This is a genomic window from Streptomyces sp. NPDC107517 (assembly GCF_055582645.1).
Genome location: NZ_JBVJPM010000025.1, coordinates 83,459 through 103,298 on the forward strand (window position 1 = coordinate 83,459; position 19,840 = coordinate 103,298).

A 19,840-nucleotide genomic window follows, 5' to 3' on the forward strand; every position below is an offset into this window, starting at 1 on the left:
ACCGTGACCATCGCCCGAGTCGACCTGCCGCCGCGGGGGCCGGCCCCACGGGGAACACATGGTGGCGGCGCGCGGGACACCGCCGCCTCGCTCCACCGCCGGCTGCGCCGCCGCGGCCGCCTGACGGCACTGGCCTTCGTCGCCCCGCTGATCGCCTACCTCGTCGCCTTCTACCTGTATCCGCTGTACCGGAACCTCGACCTGAGCCTGCGCGACTACACGGTCCGCTCCTTCGTCGCGGGCGACGCCCCGTTCAGCGGGTGGGGAAACTTCCGCACGGTCCTGGACGACCCCGCGTTCGGTCCGGCGCTGCGTCACACGATGACGTTCACGTTCGTGTCGATCGCCTTCCAGTACGCGGCCGGACTCGCCCTCGCCGTCTTCTTCAACCGGCACTTCCGCCTGGCCCCCACGCTGCGCGCCCTGTTCCTCGTCCCCTGGCTGCTGCCACTGATCGTGTCCGCGTCCACCTGGTCGTGGATGCTCAACAGCGAATCAGGCGTGGTGAATTACGCACTTCAGCTGGTCGGAGCGGGCCAGGTCGGCTGGCTCACCTCACCCGACTGGGCGCTGACCTCGGTGATCATCGCCAACATCTGGATCGGCATCCCCTTCAACCTGGTCATCCTCCACAGCGGCCTGCAGAACATCCCCACCGAGCTGTACGAGGCCGCGGCTCTGGACGGGGCGAGCGCCTGGCAGCAGTTCCGGCGCATCACCTTTCCACTGCTGCGACCCGTCTCGGCGATCACGCTGCTCCTCGGCCTCGTCTACACCCTCAAGGTCTTCGATCTGATCTGGATCATGACAAAGGGCGGTCCCGGGGACGCCTCCTCGACTCTCGCGACCTGGTCGTACCAGCTCGGATTCGGCACTCTGCTGCCGAAGTTCGGTCCGGGCGCCGCCGTCGGGAACATCCTCATTCTCATCGCGCTCGTCTTCGGGCTGCTCTACATCCGCGTACAGAGGAGGCAGGAAGCGTGAAGCCGCGCACCGGCTCCGGCCGTCACACCCTCATCGGCCTCGTTCTCACCGCGCTGATGCTGTTCCCGGTGTACTGGATGCTCAACGTCTCCCTCACCCCGCAGCAGGACATGCGCAAGTCCCCGCCCGACCTGCTGCCGCTGCACCCCACCTTCGAGGGCTACGAGGCCGTCCTGCAGGACCAGCTGCCGAATCTCGGCATCAGTCTCCTCATCGGTCTCGGCACGGTCGCCCTCACCCTCCTGCTCGCCGCCCCCGCCGGCTACTCACTGGCCAAACTGCGCCGGCGCGGCGGCGGTGCGCTCGGACTGTTCCTGCTGGTCGCGCAGATGATTCCCGGCATCGTCATGGCGATGGGTTTCTACGGCTTCTTCCTCGACCTCGGCCTGCTGAACTCCTGGTGGGGCCTGATCATCGCGGACTCCACCATCGCCGTTCCGTTCGGCGTCATGATCTTCACCGCGTTCATGTCGGGCATCCCCGGCGAGCTGATCGCCGCCTCACGCATCGACGGCGCCGGCGCCCTGCGCACCTTCTGGTCGATCGTCCTGCCGGTGAGCCGCAACGCCGTGGTCACCGTCTCGCTCTTCACCTTCCTGTGGGCCTGGTCCGACTTCGTCTTCGCCAACACTCTCGACGGTGGCGGCGAACTGAGGCCGATCACCCTCGGCATCTACAAGTACATCGGGAACAACAACCAGGAATGGAACGCGATCATGGCCACCGCCGTCGTCGCCTCCATCCCCACAGCGGTCCTGTTGATCCTTGCCCAGCGCTACGTGGCTGCGGGCGTGACCGCCGGCGCGGTGAAGGACTGACTTGCTTCCGGGCTCCCGTGGTCAGCCGAAGACGAGCGCGACGTCAGGCCTGGGCCCTCGTCTGGATCAGGCCGGGCCAGGCCTCGCGAGCCCGGCGTGATCCAGACGAGGGCCCCTAAGCCCGGCATGATCCAGACGAGGGCCCCTAGTACGGCAGGCCTTCGGCCGCCGCGTGCAAGGCGGCCAGGAGGCATGCGGTGATTTCGCTGCCGGACGCGTCGGGGTCGGCCGCGTACCGTCGGGCGAAGTCCTCAGCCGCTGCGCGCAACGCGCCGTTGAGGGTTGCCGCGTGGACGTTCACGCGCAGGTCGTCCGAGCCGGCGCCGGATCGCTCGGCGAGCAGCTCAGTCAGTACCGGCAGAGCGTCGTCATGCGCCTGGAGCCAGACCGAGCGCAGGGCCGGCTCGGTGGACGTCATGCGGATCAGGTCGAGAATGACCGGCGTGGTGGAGGGCAGCTCGCCGATCCGGCAGACGTCCGTGAAGAACTCCAGCAGGCTCGACTGCGGTGGCCAGTGGCGCAGTTGGTCCATGACGAAGTCGAGTCCCGCGGTGAGCAGGGGAAGGACGCAGCTTTCCTTGGTGGGGAAGTGTCGCCACAGCGTGCGGGCGGAGATGCCGACGGCCTGGGCTATCTGCTCGCCGGTCGTGGCCGTGACGCCCTGTGAGGTGAACATGCGGACCGCCTCGTGGGCGATTTCGAACCGGAGAGCCGCCTTGCGCCGCTGAGCGAGGAGTGGCCTGGCATCCGCCTCCACCGTCCGCCCGCGGTCCGGGAATGGCGTCTCACGCACGCTCGCTCCACCACCTTCTCTCGGTTGCGCAGCATAGCGAAGACGTCTGGAACTGACGCATGCAGACGTCTTGTCAGTCAGTGACACGTCAACTTACTCTGCCGTAAGTAACCAGCGGGTAACCACAGTTCTCCCGCTCGCTACTTGGCATGTGCGCATCAAATGCCTGATCCACTTGCCACGTCTCACGTTCGTAGGTCCTCTTACCGCGTCCCCCGACCGGCAGGGTCGGGGGACGGTCAGCCGCCGATCGGACGGCGGCATCTCCCCCTCCCTCGAAGGAGTTACGCATGCCCACGCCCAGCAGGCGCGCGCTACTCGCCGGCGCCGCCGGACTCGCAGCCGCCGGCGCCCTTTCGCCGACGGCCGCATCACCCGCCTCCGCCGCGCCGACCCGTGTCCGGCTGACCGAAGAAGACCACCGAGTCGTCGTGATCGGATCCGGCTTCGGGGGTGGCGTGGCAGCGCTCAGGCTGGCACAGGCCGGTGTGCCGGTGACCGTCCTGGAACGCGGCCGCCGCTGGCCGACAGGACCGAACGCCGAGACGTTCCCGCATGTCTCGGGGCTCGACAAACGGATGCTCTGGTACGGCACCCTCCCGGCAGCCGCCAGGCCGCTCGCGCGGCTGATCGGCACCCCGCTCGACTTCACTCCCTACACAGGGCTCCTGGAACCCGTGCTCGGCGACAACATCCTGAGCGTCTGCGCGGCCGGGGTCGGCGGTGGTTCGCTCGTCTATCAGGGCATGACCCTCCAGCCCTCGGAGCCGGTGTTCAACACCTGGCTGCCCGAACAGCTCGACTACCGGCGCATGGACCGGATCCACTATCCGCGGGTCGCCGCCATGCTCCGGGTCGCGACAGCGCCCGAGGAACTGATCAGCACCTCCACCTACTACGCGGCCCGGGTGTTCGCCGAGCGGGTCCGCAAGGCCGGATACGACGTCTCGAAGATCCCGATGCCGATCGACTGGGACTACGCCCTGGCCGAACTGCGCGGCGAGATGAAGCCGTCGTACACGAACGGCGACTGCGCACTCGGCGTCAACAATGGCGGCAAGCACTCCGTCGACGTGACCTACCTGCGTCAGGCCGAGGCCACCGGCAAGGTCACCGTGGCGACCCACCACAACGTCACATCCGTGGCGCGGGCCGGCGACGGCCGCTGGGAGGTGCATGTCGATCGCACCGACGACTCGGGACGTGTGCTGGAGCAGAAGGTCCTCTCCACCCGTGCCCTGATCATGGCGGCAGGAAGTATCAACACCAGCAAGCTCCTCGTCCGCGCGGGAGCCACTGGCGCCATCCCCGATCTGCCCGACGGGCTCGGTGAGGGCTGGGGCACCAACGGCGACCGGATCTACACGTGGTCGAACCTTCAGGAAGACTTCGGGAGCGAACAGGGCGGCCCGGTGGTCTTCGGCAGCAAGGCATGGGAGGACCCGGCCACCGCGAACACTGTCATCCAGGCGTCACTCCCGCCGCTGGGCCTCGACACCAGGACGACCATGCTCGTCGGCTTCGGTGTCAGCCCCGACCGCGGCCGGTTCCTCTACGACCCCGCCACCGACACCGTGTCGCTGCACTGGCCCCGCAACGGCGACACCGGCAGTCACCGGACGATCCAGCAGCGGGTTACGGACATCTCCAAGGGGATCGGTGTGCTGACCGACACGAACTCCCTCGTCAACAGCACCTGGCACCCCCTGGGCGGTGCGCCGATGGGCACGGTGTGCGACCTGGAGGGCCGCGTGCAGGGCCAACGCGGCCTCTACGTGCTCGACGGTGCGCTGATCCCGGGCACGACGGGAGCGTGCAACCCGTCCATGACCATCGCCGCGGTCGCGGAACGGGCGATGGACGCCATCACCGCGCACGACATCGACACAGTCATCTGAACTCTCCACGACGAGCGAGGAGCACGCCATGAACCGCAGAGAAGCCCGTTCCCGATCCCTCCGCACCATCCGCTCCGGCAGCCCCGCAGCCCCGTCGACAACACCTCCCACCTGCCGTGCCGTTCCGGCTCGCGTGAGCCTGCTGGCCGGCGTCGTAGCGGGCGCCGTGTGCGTGTGCCTGTCGACGGCGCCGGCCTCGGCATCCGCCGCGGAGCCCGTCGTGTCCCGCGGCGTCACCATCCCCACGTTCTACAACCCGCCGACCGAACTGCCCGCCGCCAACGGCACGTTGATCCGTACCGAGGCGTTGCCGCTCGGGCTCAGCATCCCCGGCCTGGACGGCCGCCCCATGCCGGGCACCGCGACCCGCTTGATGTACAAGTCCACCGACTCCGCCGGGCAGCCCGTCGCGGTGACCGGGGCCTACATCGAGCCCTCGACCACCTGGAAGAAGCCCGGGCCACGCCCCCTGGTGGCCGTGGCTTCGGGCACCATGGGCCAAGGTGACCAGTGCGCACCCTCGTTCGCGCTGCAACATCCGCTGACCCTCAACGGCAACACCGTGTCCGTGGGCTACGAGGCCCTCGCCATCTACCGGATCCTGGCCACCGGGGCAGCAGTAGTCATCACCGACTACGTCGGCCTCGGCGCCACCGACCGCCTGCACACCTACGTCAACCGGCTCGACCAGGGGCACGCCCTGTTGGACGCGGCCCGCGCAGCCCGTGCCGTCCCCGGGGCGTCAGTCACCACGAACTCCCCGACCGGCCTGTACGGCTACAGCCAGGGCGGCGGCGCCAGCGCGGCCGCCGCCGAACTCCAGCCCTCCTACGCCCCCGACGTGCAACTTGCCGGAACCTACGCCGGCGCTCCACCCGCGAACCTGACGTCAGTCATCAAGGGCATCGACGGCAGCGCACTGGCCGGAGCGCTGGCCTGGTCGATCAACGGCTTCGCCCAAGCCGACCCCGACCTGCGGGCGGTCGTGGAATCCAACATCAGCGACGCGGGCAGGGCCGCGCTCGAGGACGCGTCAACCATGTGTGTCGGCGACGCGCTGTTCGGCCTCGGCTTCACCCACAGCAGCACCTGGACCAGCAACGGCAAGTCCATCGGGGACATCATCGCCGCAGACCCCCGAGCGAAGGCCGCCCTGGACAAGCAGCGCATCGGCACACGTAAGCCGGCCGGACCGGTGCGTGTGGCCACCGGTGTCCAGGACGACATCGTGCCCCACGCGCAGGTCCGACAACAGGCCGTGGACTGGTGCGCCAAGGGTGCCGACGTGACCTACGAGGCCATCAAGCTGCCCAACCTCGGCGACAAGATCCTCACCAACCACCTCGTGCCTCTCATCACCGACCAGGGTGACGCGATCTCCTGGCTGACGGACCGGCTATCCGGCAAGCCGGCCACCTCCAACTGCCAAACGATGCCCCTCCAGCCCTGACGCGCCCCCCTTCTGCCGGGACAGCGGCCTCAGGCGGAAGGGGGCCTCCCCGGGCCGCCTACGCTGCCGGCAGCAGAGGCCACATTGACCTCACCGAGTGGCCGGGCACCATCATCGCGCCCCCCTGGCAACGCACATCGCTGGCCGCCGGAATCACGCCATGGACGCAGGACCTGCAGGACTCCTCGGTGGCGTCATCGGCGCCGCAGTCGGCGCAGTCGGCGCTACGGCATCCGCATGGATCACCGGAAGGAAGGCAGAGCGACAGGCCGAGGTCCAGTCCGAAACGCAGTTGAGGCAGGCCCGCCTTCAGATGGACGCCGAGCGGACTCGTGCTCTTCGCGAATCACGAAAGAGTGCCTACCTGGCCTTCGCCGAAGGCTGTCACCTGGTACACGGAACGCTGAGCGAAGCGGGCATCAAACTCGGCGGCATCGCGGAAACCGACCCTCCCGAGGAACGCGAAGAGCGCCGCAGGCCGCCCGCCGCCTCTGGAACGAGGCACGGACTCAGAACCGCCGGCTCGACCGTCTCCAGCACATCGTTTTCGTGGAAGGTCCCAGCGAGATGGGCACCGCCGCGCAAGCGGCAACAGGCGCTTTGGTGCCGTTTTTCGGCGCGGTCATCGACTGGCTGCACGCGGTTGACCATGAAACAGAGACGCCGCGGCACGGGGCGGAGCAGGACAGAACGCACATCGAGGCATACGGCAAACTCCTGGAGTTCCTGTACGCCGCCTCGGACACCACCTTGCCGGACATCCAGGACCGATGAGCCTGGGGTACTCGCGCGGTTTCAACACCCGACTTCACCATGAGCGATCCACCCCGCCGAGGCCATCGAAGCCGACCGCGCCTTCATCGCCCGCCCGCCATTCGCTCTCCGTCGGCACCTGCCCCTGCGCCTACGGCATCGGCTGCGTCCCTGAGCACGCCCGCGCGTACCGAGACCAACGCGTCTACAAATCGACGCGGCAGCGGACGGCCTCGGAACTTGAAGGTCCGACAGCCCGCGGCGCACGGCAAGTTGGTCTTCGGGACCGAGTTGCGTTCCTAAGGCGTAACCAACAGGCGAGAGAGTGCGTCAACAAGCCACGTACATCACCGGGTCCGATACGGAGCCGACTCTTCGCCGCCTGATTTGGGGACGCCGCCCATGCATTGGGCGGCGTCCCCAAAGCGACGGTGCCCAGCCGGAAGGTGCTGGTAACGGTACCGACCGGGACAATTGTCCGTGCGGAGTCAGTACAGAGACGCCGGGTTACCCTTGAGTAGGGCACCTGACCTGCACTGATCCATTCGCGACGGTGTCGGCGCCGCCCGTACGCGGAACCCCACGCCGGCCGCTCCCACCTGAGCCACGGCACCAGGAAGCAGCCAGAGTAGGACCACATTCATGCAGCGCGACAACTCCACCGACCAGACCCGCCACAGGCATCTGCCGGAGGAAGAGGTGGGTCTCGCGGTGCTACTGCGGGCCTGGCGGGCGCGAGCAGGCCACAAGTTGGGCCTCGGTAAACCGCTTCCGCAGGTGGAGGTCGCAGCACAGGTCGGCATGAGCGAACGCTGGTACCGGGACCTTGAACGCGGAGCGACGCCCCGCCTCGACTCCCGGACCCTGACCGCTCTGGCGGGCGCGCTGCGGCTGTGCGCGGACGAGCGGGCGACCCTCTTCCTCTACGCTGCCGGCGGGGAGCCCTTCCCCGCCGTGTCGCCCGCCGACGGCGTCGATCTGACGCCGCTGCAGCACCTGCTCGACCTGCAGCCCGCGCAGCCCGCCTATCTCACCGACAACGCGTGGAACGTGCTCGCCCACAACGAGGCCATGGCTGAGTGGTTCCCGTGGGTGCAGGTACCCGGCGCCAACCTGATCCATTGGGGGCTGACCGACCCGGAGGCCCGTCGGCAGTTGGCCGACTGGCCCCAGCACGGGCGGGCTTACCTCGCGATGCTGCGCTACGCCATGGCGCAGTACCCGGGGCACCCCGAACTCGCGGAGATCCTGTTGACGGCACTCGCCGACCCCGAGTGCCGGCGGATCTGGGACGACGGCCCGGTCATCATCGCCAACCGGGACGGGCACACGTTCCGTCTGACTATCCCCCGCTTCGCTCCGCACGCCGTCGATGTCGTCTCCCAGGTACTGCATCCCGTGGGCCATCCCGGACTCCGGCTCACCTTCCTCAGCCTGCTGCCGGGGGCCGACGCGACAACCGGCACCGGCCGCCTGGACGGCTGAACGCTCACTCTGGCCGATGCCGGCGGCGCGTTCAACAGTTGCCGACCGGCAAAGTTTTTCCGGTCCGGATACCGGCAATCTTCTGCCGGTCCGCTTTCTGCCGCCCGAGGGCGACCGGCAGAACATTGCCGGTCGGAATCCGTTGACTTCCGCTACGCCGAGTTGCGAATCTCTTTAAGACCGAGCCCATAGGGGCCCTCCTGCTTGCGGAGTGCACGGCGGTGGACGGTGGTGACACCCGTCCGTTCCGCTCTGATTTGATTCCAGGCTCGGAACTCGACTGAGGAATACTTCGGGAGCTATTTTGCATGCCTTCATGAACATCAAGAAGACGATAGGGATAAGTAACGACTTCTGGAACGTCACCGCCGAATCCGGGATGGCCGGGATTGTCGCCGAAAACCGCGGTGCCGGGCGCTATGCCACCCGGGCCGACGGCCACGAGTTCCTGAACATGTCGTCGTACTCGTACCTCGGTCTGGACTCCCACCCGGCGCTGATCCGCGCGGCGGCCGACGCCGTCACCGAGAACGCCTCACTGAACACCTCGGTCTCCCGGATGCGCGTGCACTTCGGGATTCTCAAGGATGCCGAGGACGCGCTCTCGGACCTGTTCCGGGTCGAGGCGGTCACCCTCGCCTCCTGCGCGGCGGCCGCCTGGTCCGCGCTGCCCCTGGTGGCGTCCGGCGCCTTCACCGGCGACGCGCCGCCGCTCATGGTGTTCGACAAGCATGCGCACTTCTGTCTCAACGCGATGAAGCCGAGCGTCGCCGACGAGGCCGAGGTCACCACCATCGCGCACAACGACCTCGACGCCCTGGAAGAGCTCTGCCGCACCCACCGGAACATCGCCTACGTGGCCGACGGGGTGTACAGCACCGGCGGACAGGCGCCGGTCCGTGAACTCCTGCGCCTGCAGGAGAAGTACGGGCTCTTCCTGTTCTTCGACGAGGCACACGGAGTGTCGACCTGCGGCGACCAGGGGCGCGGCGTCGTCCTCGACGCCATGGGCGAGATCAACGACCGCACGCTGATCATCACCTCACTCAACAAGGGCTTCGGCGCGTCCGGCGGCGCGATCTTCCTGGGGCCGCAGGGCTCCCGGCACCGCCGTGACCTCGCCCTGCGCTACGGTGGTCCGCTGACCTGGTCACAGCGGATCAACACCGCCGGTCTCGGGGCGGTCGTCGCCTCTGCCGCACTGCACCGTTCGCCCGAACTCAAGGAACTGCAGCACCGGCTGCAGGAGAACATCGACTGCTTCGACGCGCTGGTGCCGACCGCCAACAGCGGCGACGGACTGCCCATCCGGTTCATCGACATCGGCTCGGAGGAGAAGACCGTCCGTATCGGTCAGGCTCTCCTTTCCGAGGGCTATTACACCTCCGCCCTCTTCTTCCCCGTCATCGCCCGCGGAAAGGCGGGGCTGCGCATCATGCTCCGGGCGGACATGACGCGTACCGACATCCAGCGATTCGGCCGTCTGGTCAATGAACTGCGGAGCCAGAATGACTGAGCAGAAGATATCCCCGGCCGACGGAAAACTACAGCGCGGCAGAACGCTGACGGTCGATGACGCGATGACGGACGAGGCGGAGCAGGCCTCGCTTCATCACGTGAACCGTCGCATCATGGCGCTCTCGTGCCTGCTGGTCTTCATGGCCCAGATGGCGACCACCATCTACCTGCCCTCGCTGCCCATCGTGGCGCACGACTTCGGAATGTCGCGCAGTTATGCGGCTCTTTCCATCTCGGCGTTCGTGATCGGCGCCGCGGCTCCGGTGGTCCTGTGGGGTGTGGCTGCGGACCGGTACGGCCGCCGCGGCCCGCTGCTGACCTCGCTGGCACTGTTCGTGCTCACCAGCGCGGCGATCGCACTGATCCGGTCCCCCGAAGGGCTGCTGGTGCTGCGTGCGTTGCAGGGCATCGGCGCCGGGGGCAGCGCGATCATCGCCCGCATCCTGGTGCGTGATCGCTGGAACGGCGACGAACTGGCCCGCCGCCTTTCCGTGCTGTCGATCGCGTTCATCACGGCGATGGGTGGCGGCCAGTTCCTCGGCGGCCTGGTCGGCAGGTACGCGCACTGGGAAGCCGGCTTCGTCGTCCTCGCCACGGTCGGCGCGGTCGCGGCGGCCCTGACCTTCACCGTGCCGTTCGAGTCGGGCCGCACCGTACAGCGGCCGTCGGAGGTATTGCGCATCTGCCTCACCATCAGCAGGCAGCCCGGCTTCCTGCTGCCGGCCCTGGCCGGCGGCGCGGGGTTCGCCACGATCGTGCTGCTGCAGGAGGTCAGCCCGTTCGTCTTCCAGGAACACTTCGGGCTCGCCACAGACCAGTACGGCAGCCTCGGACTGCTGCTCGGCGCGGCCTACTTCGCCGGAGCGATGACCGTCAACCGGCTGGTGTCCAGGGCCGGTTCGGGCCGCCTGATGACCGCCGGATCGATCGTGATGACCGCGACCGGCGTGCTGATGATCGCGCTGTGGTCGGTGCCCGGCCTGCCGGACACCGGCGTTCTGGTGGCCTTCGTCGCGCTGTACTGCGTGACCACGTTCGGGCAGTCCGTGCTGTTCCCCAACAGCATGGCCACCGCCGTCACCAGCCAGCAGGGGCACGGCGCCTATGCCGTCTCGCTGTGCGGCTTCCTCCAGCAGTCCATGGCGGGTGTGGCCGCGGCCGGCGCCGCGCTGCTGCACGCCGACCTCGCCTGGGCCACGGTCGCCGCCGCACTGGGGGCCTCGGCCTGGCTCCTGACCCGGATCGCCGTGCCCACGGCAGTCCTCAAGGCAGGGAAGTGACATGGCGGTTCTGCGTTCCCACATCAGCCCTTCCAGCGAGGTGTTCCGCCGCAACAGTGCGGCTTACGGAACGCTGCGCGAGCAGATCGCGGCGGCCCGCGCCGCCGCGATCGCCGGCGGCGGCGCCGAGGCACAGGCCCGGCACGCCGCGCGCGGCAAGCTCACCGCGCGGGAGCGGGTGACCCGGCTGCTCGACCCGGGAACCCCATTCCTGGAGATCGGCCAGCTCGCCGCGCACGAGGTGTACGAGCAGGCCGTCCCGTCGGCGGGCATCATCACCGGTGTCGGCATGGTGGAGGGCCGGCCCACGGTCGTGTTCGCCAACGACGCGACCGTGAAGGGCGGTACGTACTACCCGCTGACGGTCCGCAAGCACCTGCGAGCCCAGCAGGTCGCCCGCGAGAACGGGCTGGCCTGCATCTATCTCGTCGACTCCGGAGGCGTCTTCCTGCCGATGCAGGAGGACATCTTCCCGGACGAGAACCACTTCGGGAAGATCTTCCGCAACATCGCGGAGATGTCCGCGATGGGCCTGCCGCAGATCGCGGCCGTGATGGGCTCGTGCACCGCCGGAGGCGCGTACATCCCGGCCATGTGCGACGAGACCGTGATCGTGCGCGGCAACGGGTCGATCTTCCTGGGCGGTCCACAACTCGTACGGGCCGCGACCGGCGTGATCGTCGACGCCGAGACCCTAGGTGGGGCCGATCTGCACACCGCGACCAGCGGTGTCGCCGACCATCTCGCCCTCGACGACGAGCACGCCCTCACCCTGGTCCGGGAGATCGCAGCCCGAAGCGGCACGGGCACCCCGGCCGCACCGCCCGAGACGCCGGTGGAGCCGCTGTACGACCCCGCCGAACTGCCGGGCATCGTCAGCGCCAACCCGCGCGAGCCGATCCCGGCGCGGGAGATCCTCGCCCGGCTCCTGGACGGCAGCGAATTCACCGAGTACCGCGCCCGGTTCGGCACGACGATCGTGTGCGGCACCGGCCGGATCGGCGGCTACCCGGTGGGCGTCCTGATCAACGACGGCGTGCTCTTCTCCGAGAGCGCCCAGAAGTCCGCTAACTTCATCGAACTGTGCTCGCAGCGTGGCGTCCCGCTGCTCTTCCTGCACAACATCAACGGGTTCATGGTCGGCGCCGAGTACGAGGCGGGCGGCATCGCCAAGCACGGCGCCAAGATGGTGAACGCCGCGTCCTGCGCCGCCGTCCCGAAGTTCAGCGTGCTGATAGGCGGCAGTTACGGCGCGGGCAACCTCGCCATGTGCGGCCGCTCGATCGGCCCGCAGCTGATGGCCATGTGGCCCAACGCCAAGACGTCCGTGGTCGGCGGAGAGCAGGCCGCGACCGTTCTGGCGCTGATCAAGAACGAGCAACTGGCCAAGCAGGGACGCTCGTTGACCCCGGAGGAAGAAGAGGCCTTCAAGAAGCCGATCCGGGACAACTACGACCGCGAGGGCCAGCCCCTCTACGTCGCCGCACGCCTTTGGGTGGACGCCGTGGTCGACCCGGCCGACACCCGTGAATGGCTGACGCTGAGCCTTGCCCTGGCCGCGGCAGCACCGCAACGAGAGACACGCTTCGGCGTGTTCAGGATGTGATGGTCCATCATGGTGAAACGACTCCTGATCGCCAACCGGGGCGAGATCGCCCGCCGTATCGCCCGCACCTGCCGACGCCTCGGCATCGAGTACGTCGCCGTCCACTCCGAGGCGGACGGCGCCGCGGCCCACCTGGACGGCGCCTTCGAGCAGGTCCTGATCGGCCCCTCTCCCGCGGCCGACAGCTACCTGCGCGCAGACACCCTGATCGACGCGGCCCTGCGGACCGGCTGCGACGCAGTCCACCCGGGCTACGGATTCCTCTCGGAGAACGCGGAGTTCGCCTCCGCTGTCGCCGCGGCGGGCCTGGTCTTCGTGGGGCCGGGCGCGGACACCATCGCGGCCATGGGCGACAAGGCCACCGCGAAGCGGCTGATGGGCGAGGCGGGCGTGCCGGTCCTGCCGGGCTCGGCGGACGCCACCGAGTCGGCGGACGACATCCGGGCACACGCCGACCGCATCGGCTACCCGGTGATCCTCAAGCCCGTCGCCGGAGGCGGCGGCAAGGGCATGCAGGTCATCGAGCGGGAGCACGACCTCGCCCCCGCCGTCGAGGCCGCGGTCCGCCTGGCCCGAGCCAACTTCGGCGACGGACGCCTGCTGATCGAGCGGTATCTGCGCAGGCCCCGACACATCGAGGTCCAGGTCTTCGGCGATACTCACGGCAATGTGGTGCACCTCTTCGAGCGCGAGTGCTCTCTGCAACGCCGCCACCAGAAGATCGTCGAGGAGGCGCCGGCCGCCAACCTCCCGGCGGACGTCCGTCAGGCGCTGCTGTCGGCGGCCGTACGCGGCGCACAGGCCATCGGCTACACCAACGCGGGCACGTTCGAGTTCATCCTCGACACGGACAGCGCTCGTGCGGGTGACAGCGGGTTCTACTTTCTGGAGGTCAACACCCGCCTCCAGGTGGAACACCCGGTCACCGAGGCCATCACCGGCCTCGACCTGGTGGAGTGGCAGCTGCTGGTCGCCGCGGGCGAGCAACTCCCGCTGTCGCAGCATGAGATCGCCGCATCAGGTCACGCCGTCGAGGTCCGCGTGTACGCCGAGGACCCTGATGCGGACTTCCGACCCGCCCCCGGCCGGGCGCTGGCCGCCCGGTGGCCCACCGAGCTGCGGGTCGACGCGGCTTTCGACGGCGCGGGCGACGTCCCGGTCTTCTACGACCCAATGATCGCCAAGCTCATCGCGCACGGCCCCGCCCGCCCCGCGGCGCTCGCCCAACTCCTGCACGCCGTACGCTCCACCGCCCTCCTCGGCCTCACCACCAACCTCGGGTTCCTCGCCGATCTGCTGCGCGACACCCGGGTACGGGCCGGGCTGATCGACACCCACCTGGTGGACGAGTTCGCCGCCCGCGCTGCCGAGCACCGGCGGGACCTCGAGCCGGTGGCGGCCGCCTGTGCGGCCGCGATGAGCCTGCCCGCGCGCCCCGCCGCGCGCGGAGCCGAGTCACCGTGGAGCGGTTCCCTCGGGGCTCTCGACCGGCGACTGCTCGACCGGCACGCCCCGCTGGGCCGGGTCGCCTGCCGGGTGGGCGGCCGTTCCCTCGAAGCGGCGCTGCTCTCCCGTCGGGAGAGTGCACTCACGGTGGCCGTGGCGGGCGAACCGTTCACCGTCTCGTGCACGCCGGACGGGGCGCTGATGCGCGGCACGGTCGGCGAGGCGCTGTGGACGGGCCTGCGCCGGGCGGACGGCTGCGAACTCGTCGTCGACGGCCGTCGGCTGACCTTGACTCTCGATGTTGTCGGCGAGGACGACAGTGCGGCCGGCGGCGACGCGGTGACCTCGCCCATGCCGGGCACTGTGGTCCAACTGCCCATGGGTGTAGGTGACTTCGTGCAGCAGGGCGACACGGTGGCGATCGTCGAGGCGATGAAGATGGAGAACCGGGTGCTCGCCCCTGCCTCCGGCGTGGTCGAGGAGGTCCGCTGCGCTCTCGCCGACATCGTCTCGGCCGACCAGGTCCTCGTCGTCATCGCGCCGCAGCAGAGCGAAGAGGCCGCCTGAGCCGCGTACTCACTCCCCCACCGCATCCAGTCACCAGTCATTCAAGGCAAGACCAAAACGGAAGAAGTGATACATCAAATGAACCCCATCAGTCGTGTGGGAGTGGTCGGCTCGGGCGCCATGGGTGCCGGAATCGCCGAAGTGAGCGCCCTGGCAGGCATGGACGTGCTGGTCGTGGTCTCCCGCGAGGCGTCGCTGACCACCGGGCGGCACCGCATCCTCGCCTCCCTCGACCGCGCCGTCGCCAAGGGCAGACTCGCCGCTGCCGAGCGGGACGCGGCCGCGGCACGCATCGGATTCACCATGGATCTGGGCGAGTTGGCCGACCGGCAGCTGGTGGTTGAGGCGGTCCGCGAGGAGGAGACGCTCAAGCTGGATCTCTTCGCCACCCTCGACAAGGTGGTCGAGGACCCGGAAGCGATCCTTGCCTCCAACACCTCCTCGATCCCGATCATGAAGCTGGCCGGGGCCACCAACCGCCCGTCCCAGGTCATCGGCACCCACTTCTTCAACCCCGTACCGGCGATGTCCCTGGTGGAACTGGTCGGCTCCCTGCACACGTCCGACGTGACCATGGACCGGGCCGAGTCATGGGTCGCACGGGTCCTGGGCAAGCAGCCGATCCGCTCCAAGGACCGGGCCGGCTTCGTGGTCAACGCCCTGCTGGTGCCCTACCTGTTGTCCGCCGTGCGCATGGTGGAGACGGGCTTCGCCACCGTCGAGGACGTCGACCAAGGCATGGTGCTCGGCTGCTCGCACCCGATGGGCCCACTGCGGCTGACCGACATGGTGGGCCTCGACGTTGTGGCGGCCGTGGCCGACGCGCTGTACGCAGAGTTCAAGGAGCCCCTCTACGCGGCTCCGCCGCTGCTCTCCCGCATGGTCGAGGGAGGACTGCTCGGCCGTAAGTCGGGCCGCGGCTTCTACGCGTACCCATAACCAGCGCCCGGACCGGCACTCGCACTCGCACAACAGCCTCACAGAACATGCAGAAACGGACACGCCTGACGTGAGCACTGTCTCCTCCATCATCTCGCCGACACCCCGTCCCGCGGGACGGGTCCTCGCCGACCTGCTGCCGACCGAGGGCGCCGCCCTGACCCGGGCGCGCGATGCCGCGCTGGTCCTCGGCGGCGCCGCCGTGACCGGCATCGCCGCGCAGTTCGCGGTACTGGTGCCCGGGTCACCGGTCCCGGTGACAGGGCAGACCTTCGCCGCCCTGCTGGTCGGCATCGCCCTCGGAGCGCGGCGCGGGGCGCTGGCCCTCGCCGTCTATGCCGGCGCGGGCGTCTGCGGCATGCCCTGGTTCGCCGAGGGCGCCTCCGGTGCGGCCATGCCCACCTTCGGCTACGTGCTCGGACTCGTTCTCGCCGCCGCCGTGGTCGGCGGCCTGGCCGTGCGTGGCGGCGACCGGAGCCCGCTGCGTACGGCCGGTGTCATGGCCCTGGGCAGCATGTGCGTGTATGCCGTCGGAGTGCCGTATCTCGCGCTGTCCCTGCATCTTTCCCTGGACCGGGCGGTGGCCTTGGGCGCCGCTCCCTATCTGGTGGGCGACGCTGTGAAGGCGGCCCTGGCGATGGGCGCGCTCCCTGCGATGTGGCGCGTACTCGGGAGCTCCGACGACTCCTGACGCCGAGACCGCGCGCTGGTCGAATCCTCAACAAGGCACTGTCAGCCGGGCGAGCGCACTGCGGCCAAGCGTGAGAGCGTCCGAGAAGCCAGGTCAGCCGTGCTGGATGCCGAAGCCCTGTCAGCGGGCGCCGGGGGACAGACCCGCCAACCGGCGTTCCAGTTCGGCTCGTTCGACAGTGTTCTCGGTGAGCTCGATTGCCTGCTCATATGCATGTGCGGCGTCTTCGGCGGCGCCGGCGCGGCGCAGCAGCTCGGCCTGGGCCGCGTACAGCGGCTGGTAGCGCGCCAGTCGCCTGTCGCCGAGCAGCGGGGCCAGGAGTTCGAGGCCGGCTCGTGGTCCGGATGCCCACGCGACGGCCACGGCTCGGTTGACCTCGATCACCGGTGAGGGGGAGAGCAATCTCAGCGCACCGTACAGTCCGGCGATGCGCGCCCAGTCTGTCGCTTCCGCGCTCGGCGCCTCATCGTGCAGGGCCGCGATCGCCGCCTGCAGCTGGTAGGGGCCGGGTGTGTGGTGCGCGAGGGCCGTGTCGAGCACCGTAAGCCCTTCCCGGATCCGCCCCCGGTCCCACCGCAGGCGATCCTGCTCGTCGAGGGGGACGAATCGACCGTGAGCGTCGGTACGAGCCGCACGGCGGGCGTCGGTGAGCAGCATCAGCGCGAGCAGGCCGAGCACTTCGGCGTCGTCCGGCATCAGCTCGCGCAGCATCCGGCCGAGCCGGATCGCTTCGCCGCACAACTCACCCCGGACGAGCCGCTCGCCCTCTGCGGCCGCGTATCCCTCGTTGAAGATCAGGTAGACCACGGACAGGACGCCTTCCAGACGGCCCGGGAGCGTGGCGTCGCTGGGCACGCGGTACGGGATCCGGGCCTCGGCGATCTTGCGCTTGGCGCGGACGAGGCGCTGCGCCATCGTCGTCTCGCTGACGAGGAACGCGCGGGCGATCTCTTTGGTGGACAGGCCGCCGAGGGTCTTGAGCGTCAGCGCCACTCGCGCGGGCTTGGCGAGCGCGGGGTGACAGCAGGTGAAGACGAGCCGGAGCCGGTCGTCGGCCACCGCGCTCTCCTCCGTCTCCCCGTGGTGCTCCTGCGCGTCGAGACGCGCCAGCTCGGCCAGGCGTGCGGTGCGGTCGGCGACCGCGCGCTCACGGCGCAGCCGGTCGATCGCCTTGCGGCGCGCCGTCGTCATGATCCATGCGGCGGGTTTGTCGGGCACCCCGTGACGCGGCCAGGTCGCGACTGCAGAGGCAAAGGCGTCCTGGACGGCGTCCTCGGCCAGCTGGAAGTTGCCGAGATGACGGATGAGCGTGGCGACGACCGCGCCCTGCTCCTCACGGAAGACGCGCTCGACGGCGGTGGCCGGATCGCGGTCATGGCCGCTCATGTGCCCCACACCGGGCGCACTTCGGTGCAGGCGTAGCTGGTGCCGGGCATCCGTGCCGCCCACTCCAGCGCGGCTTCCAGGTCGTCCACCTCGATCAGGAGGACGCCGGCGAGGTACTCCTTGGTCTCGGCGAAGGGCCCGTCCGTGATCTGCGGCTCCTCACCGCGCATACGCACCGTTTTGGCCGTCTCGGGCCGGGCGAGTCCCTGATGCGCGACGAGCACGCCGGCCTCGCTTACTGCCTCGTCAAAAGCGCGCCAGCGGGCGTTCTCCGCCCGGAATTCCTCGGGCCCGGGGCCGCCTTCGACCGGCTGGTAGTTCAGCAGTGCGTACCGGGGCATGCAGCCTCCTCTGTCCTGTGTGAATGACCGGTGTCCTGTGTGGATGACCGGCGCGATGCGGCCTCCGGTTTCATCCTTGACGACGCCGCAGGGGCCCTCTGGTCGACACCCCGGACTGATTTCACCGGCGAGATGTGTCCTGCGTCATATCTCGCGAATTTTCGTCGCGCGGTGTCGAATGCGCGGGGCGTGGAGCGTCGTCGCTGACGAAGCCGCGAAAGGCGCGGCTCATACACCCTTACGGGGAGTGACCATGCCCACGTACGCACTGCTCAGCCACCTGCCCGCCGACAGCAACCCCACGGAGGGTGAGCGGGAAGCGTTCGCCGCGCGCTGGCAGAAGTTCCACCGGGACGCCAAAGAGTCCGGGGTCTTCCGCAGTCTGCAGGGACTCGGCGGGACGGACACGGCGACGACTGTACGGGTGCGCGACGAGGAGACTGAGATCACTGACGGGCCGTTCGCCGAGACCGAGGAGTTCCTCGCGGGCTTCTTCCTGATCGAGGTGGACGACCTGGACGCTGCTCTCGCGTGGGCGGCCCGTATCCCCAACGCGGCCTACGGATCGACCGAGGTGCGCCCGGTCTGGGGCGCATGACCCGCCTGGCCCTGCCGCTCGCACCCCCGAAGAACACAGCACCGAAAGGAGCCGTCATGGCTGCCCGACTCGAAACGATCATCTACCCCGTCAAGGACCTCGAGAGCGCGAAGGCCGTGTTCACCGCCCTCCTGGGGGCCGGTCCGGTCAAGGACGAGCCGTACTACGTCGGCTTCGACTGCAACGGACAGCGCATCGGACTCGACCCGAACGGACACCGCAGGGGCCTGACCGCGCCGGTGCCGCACTGGGTGGTCGACGACATCGAGGAGTCGCTCAAGGACCTCACCGCCGCGGGCGCGACGGTGCAGGAAGCGCCGCACAACGTCGGTGACGGGAAGCTGGTCGCCCGGCTCAACGACGCCGACGGCAACGCAGTGGGACTGATCCAGATCCTCTGACGGGACATGTGGCGGTCCCGGCGGGCGCGGCAGGCTAGGCGAGGTCAGCCCGCCGCGCCATCGGGATCCCGCTCCGCGCGTTCCCGTTGTCTGGCGGGGTCGGGGCGGGACTCGGTCTTGCAAGAGGCGGGCGGCGAAGAAACCGAAGCGCTCAAGGTCCGGTGGAGGGACGTCTCTCCCTCGCCGCACCCAACTTGCCCTCCCCTCCACCGAACATGTGACACCGCCCCACCGGCCGTCCCCACGAGGCATCAAGCTACCGTGAAGGCCAACCGAGAAAGCGTCAGGCGGCCGATGCCGTCGCGGCCCTGCGCCACCGCTTCCCGTCACCCCTCCGTGACCGGCTCGCCCGCCTCGCGGCGCTGACCGAACCTTTCGTCGTGGCCCTCGCACTCGTCCCCTCCGCGCGCAACCGTCCGCCAGGAGCGCGGCCCTGATTCGGGTCGCCGTGGTCGTCCTGGTCGCAGCTGCCGGGAATCGGTCGACAGGGCGCACTCGCCGCCCTGTCCGCCACTGTCCGGTTCGACTCGTTCCTCATCCGCCCCTACGAGGCGGACCCGCCGACCAGCGCAGTCATCTCCTGCTCAGGGGCAGTCAGGGCAGGGTCACGAGGTGGCGCCATGGCGCATGGATGACCGTAGACTCCCGGCACACGGGCGGGGGTGAGCGGGATGGGGCGATGGCGCACCAGGGCTCTGGGGCTGGTGATGGTGACGGTCTGTGCGGTGGCCGGCTGCTCGGGCGGCGGCAACTCCGCCAAGAAGCACCGCGCAGGGCCTGTCACCGGTCCGGGCGGGCAGCACGGTGGCTGGACCTACGACTACGTCACGAAGGATTTCTCGTCGTCCGTCGTCGATATCGCTGCCGCCTCGGCCAAAGATGCCTG

General features: G+C 69.2%; 18 protein-coding genes. 15 read left to right on the forward strand and 3 right to left on the reverse strand.

The window, feature by feature from the left end; all coding sequences use genetic code 11:
* The first annotated feature begins 3 nt into the window (after positions 1–3).
* Both ACZ67T_RS36955 and ACZ67T_RS36960 read left to right on the forward strand, forming a co-directional pair.
* The gene (locus tag ACZ67T_RS36955; RefSeq protein WP_469990169.1) at positions 4–984 is read left to right on the forward strand and encodes a carbohydrate ABC transporter permease; all 981 of its coding nucleotides are present in this window, start codon (positions 4–6) and stop codon (positions 982–984) included.
* Positions 981–1,802: a carbohydrate ABC transporter permease gene (locus tag ACZ67T_RS36960; RefSeq protein ID WP_469990170.1), complete on the forward strand. Its 822-nt coding sequence runs from the start codon at positions 981–983 to the stop codon at positions 1,800–1,802. Before ACZ67T_RS36955 ends, ACZ67T_RS36960 begins: the two co-directional genes overlap by 4 nt.
* A 145-nt stretch (positions 1,803–1,947) precedes the next feature.
* On the opposite strand, the gene ACZ67T_RS36965 is transcribed toward ACZ67T_RS36960, so the two are convergent.
* Positions 1,948–2,595 carry a TetR/AcrR family transcriptional regulator gene (locus ACZ67T_RS36965; RefSeq protein ID WP_469990172.1) on the reverse strand — a complete coding sequence of 216 codons (648 nt, stop codon included), beginning with the start codon at positions 2,593–2,595 and terminating at the stop codon, positions 1,948–1,950.
* Between the two features lie 290 nt (positions 2,596–2,885).
* On the opposite strand from ACZ67T_RS36965, the gene ACZ67T_RS36970 reads away from it, so the two are divergent.
* From ACZ67T_RS36970 to ACZ67T_RS37015, 10 genes are all read left to right on the forward strand, one after another.
* Positions 2,886–4,493, forward strand: a complete 1,608-nt coding sequence (locus ACZ67T_RS36970; RefSeq protein WP_469990174.1) for a GMC oxidoreductase — start codon at positions 2,886–2,888, stop codon at positions 4,491–4,493.
* Between the two features lie 28 nt (positions 4,494–4,521).
* Positions 4,522–5,943 carry a lipase family protein gene (locus ACZ67T_RS36975; protein ID WP_469990175.1) on the forward strand — a complete coding sequence of 474 codons (1,422 nt, stop codon included), beginning with the start codon at positions 4,522–4,524 and terminating at the stop codon, positions 5,941–5,943.
* A gap of 567 nt (positions 5,944–6,510) precedes the next feature.
* Complete coding sequence (locus ACZ67T_RS36980) at positions 6,511–6,717, forward strand: hypothetical protein (protein ID WP_469990177.1); 207 nt, start codon at positions 6,511–6,513, stop codon at positions 6,715–6,717.
* A gap of 621 nt (positions 6,718–7,338) precedes the next feature.
* Positions 7,339–8,181 carry a helix-turn-helix transcriptional regulator gene (locus ACZ67T_RS36985; RefSeq protein WP_469990179.1) on the forward strand — a complete coding sequence of 281 codons (843 nt, stop codon included), beginning with the start codon at positions 7,339–7,341 and terminating at the stop codon, positions 8,179–8,181.
* Between the two features lie 316 nt (positions 8,182–8,497).
* Positions 8,498–9,697 (forward strand): 8-amino-7-oxononanoate synthase family protein, encoded by a 1,200-nt coding sequence (locus ACZ67T_RS36990; RefSeq protein ID WP_469990180.1) that lies wholly within the window; start codon positions 8,498–8,500, stop codon positions 9,695–9,697.
* Positions 9,690–10,979: an MFS transporter gene (locus tag ACZ67T_RS36995; protein ID WP_469990182.1), complete on the forward strand. Its 1,290-nt coding sequence runs from the start codon at positions 9,690–9,692 to the stop codon at positions 10,977–10,979. The genes ACZ67T_RS36990 and ACZ67T_RS36995 overlap by 8 nt, the downstream gene beginning before the upstream one ends.
* Position 10,980: 1 nt before the next feature.
* A complete protein-coding gene (locus ACZ67T_RS37000; protein WP_469990184.1) occupies positions 10,981–12,585 on the forward strand; it encodes a carboxyl transferase domain-containing protein in 1,605 nt (534 codons plus the stop codon).
* Between the two features lie 9 nt (positions 12,586–12,594).
* Entirely contained in the window at positions 12,595–14,598 is a 2,004-nt protein-coding gene (locus ACZ67T_RS37005; RefSeq protein ID WP_469990186.1) for an acetyl/propionyl/methylcrotonyl-CoA carboxylase subunit alpha, read from the forward strand.
* 78 nt (positions 14,599–14,676) lie between these two features.
* Positions 14,677–15,537, forward strand: coding sequence for a 3-hydroxybutyryl-CoA dehydrogenase (locus ACZ67T_RS37010; protein ID WP_469990188.1), 861 nt, complete (start codon positions 14,677–14,679; stop codon positions 15,535–15,537).
* Positions 15,538–15,607: 70 nt separating this feature from the next.
* The gene (locus ACZ67T_RS37015) at positions 15,608–16,228 is read left to right on the forward strand and encodes a biotin transporter BioY (RefSeq protein ID WP_469990190.1); all 621 of its coding nucleotides are present in this window, start codon (positions 15,608–15,610) and stop codon (positions 16,226–16,228) included.
* A gap of 120 nt (positions 16,229–16,348) precedes the next feature.
* On the opposite strand, the gene ACZ67T_RS37020 is transcribed toward ACZ67T_RS37015, so the two are convergent.
* Together ACZ67T_RS37020 and ACZ67T_RS37025 are read right to left on the reverse strand one after the other, a co-directional pair.
* A complete protein-coding gene (locus ACZ67T_RS37020) occupies positions 16,349–17,614 on the reverse strand; it encodes an RNA polymerase sigma factor (protein WP_469990191.1) in 1,266 nt (421 codons plus the stop codon).
* Positions 17,611–17,955 carry a YciI family protein gene (locus tag ACZ67T_RS37025; RefSeq protein ID WP_469990193.1) on the reverse strand — a complete coding sequence of 115 codons (345 nt, stop codon included), beginning with the start codon at positions 17,953–17,955 and terminating at the stop codon, positions 17,611–17,613. The genes ACZ67T_RS37020 and ACZ67T_RS37025 overlap by 4 nt, the downstream gene beginning before the upstream one ends.
* A gap of 253 nt (positions 17,956–18,208) precedes the next feature.
* Between ACZ67T_RS37025 and ACZ67T_RS37030 the strand changes: the two genes are divergently transcribed.
* The 3 genes from ACZ67T_RS37030 to ACZ67T_RS37040 all read left to right on the forward strand — a co-directional run.
* A complete protein-coding gene (locus ACZ67T_RS37030) occupies positions 18,209–18,553 on the forward strand; it encodes a YciI family protein (RefSeq protein ID WP_469990195.1) in 345 nt (114 codons plus the stop codon).
* 56 nt (positions 18,554–18,609) lie between these two features.
* Positions 18,610–18,954 (forward strand): VOC family protein, encoded by a 345-nt coding sequence (locus ACZ67T_RS37035; protein ID WP_469990196.1) that lies wholly within the window; start codon positions 18,610–18,612, stop codon positions 18,952–18,954.
* Between the two features lie 671 nt (positions 18,955–19,625).
* On the forward strand, positions 19,626–19,840 hold a 215-nt coding region (locus ACZ67T_RS37040; protein WP_469990198.1), incomplete at its 3' end, for a hypothetical protein.

Bases quoted from the DNA above. Each gene is read 5' to 3' on its own strand.
- ACZ67T_RS36970 (WP_469990174.1), top strand. From the start codon at position 2,886: ATGCCCACGCCCAGCAGGCGCGCGCTACTCGCCGGCGCCGCCGGACTC.
- ACZ67T_RS36975 (WP_469990175.1), top strand. From the start codon at position 4,522: ATGAACCGCAGAGAAGCCCGTTCCCGATCCCTCCGCACCATCCGCTCC.
- ACZ67T_RS36980 (WP_469990177.1), top strand. From the start codon at position 6,511: ATGGGCACCGCCGCGCAAGCGGCAACAGGCGCTTTGGTGCCGTTTTTC.
- ACZ67T_RS36985 (WP_469990179.1), top strand. From the start codon at position 7,339: ATGCAGCGCGACAACTCCACCGACCAGACCCGCCACAGGCATCTGCCG.
- ACZ67T_RS36990 (WP_469990180.1), top strand. From the start codon at position 8,498: ATGAACATCAAGAAGACGATAGGGATAAGTAACGACTTCTGGAACGTC.
- ACZ67T_RS36995 (WP_469990182.1), top strand. From the start codon at position 9,690: ATGACTGAGCAGAAGATATCCCCGGCCGACGGAAAACTACAGCGCGGC.
- ACZ67T_RS37000 (WP_469990184.1), top strand. From the start codon at position 10,981: ATGGCGGTTCTGCGTTCCCACATCAGCCCTTCCAGCGAGGTGTTCCGC.
- ACZ67T_RS37005 (WP_469990186.1), top strand. From the start codon at position 12,595: ATGGTGAAACGACTCCTGATCGCCAACCGGGGCGAGATCGCCCGCCGT.
- ACZ67T_RS37010 (WP_469990188.1), top strand. From the start codon at position 14,677: ATGAACCCCATCAGTCGTGTGGGAGTGGTCGGCTCGGGCGCCATGGGT.
- ACZ67T_RS37020 (WP_469990191.1), bottom strand. From the start codon at position 17,614: ATGAGCGGCCATGACCGCGATCCGGCCACCGCCGTCGAGCGCGTCTTC.
- ACZ67T_RS37025 (WP_469990193.1), bottom strand. From the start codon at position 17,955: ATGCCCCGGTACGCACTGCTGAACTACCAGCCGGTCGAAGGCGGCCCC.
- ACZ67T_RS37030 (WP_469990195.1), top strand. From the start codon at position 18,209: ATGCCCACGTACGCACTGCTCAGCCACCTGCCCGCCGACAGCAACCCC.
- ACZ67T_RS37035 (WP_469990196.1), top strand. From the start codon at position 18,610: ATGGCTGCCCGACTCGAAACGATCATCTACCCCGTCAAGGACCTCGAG.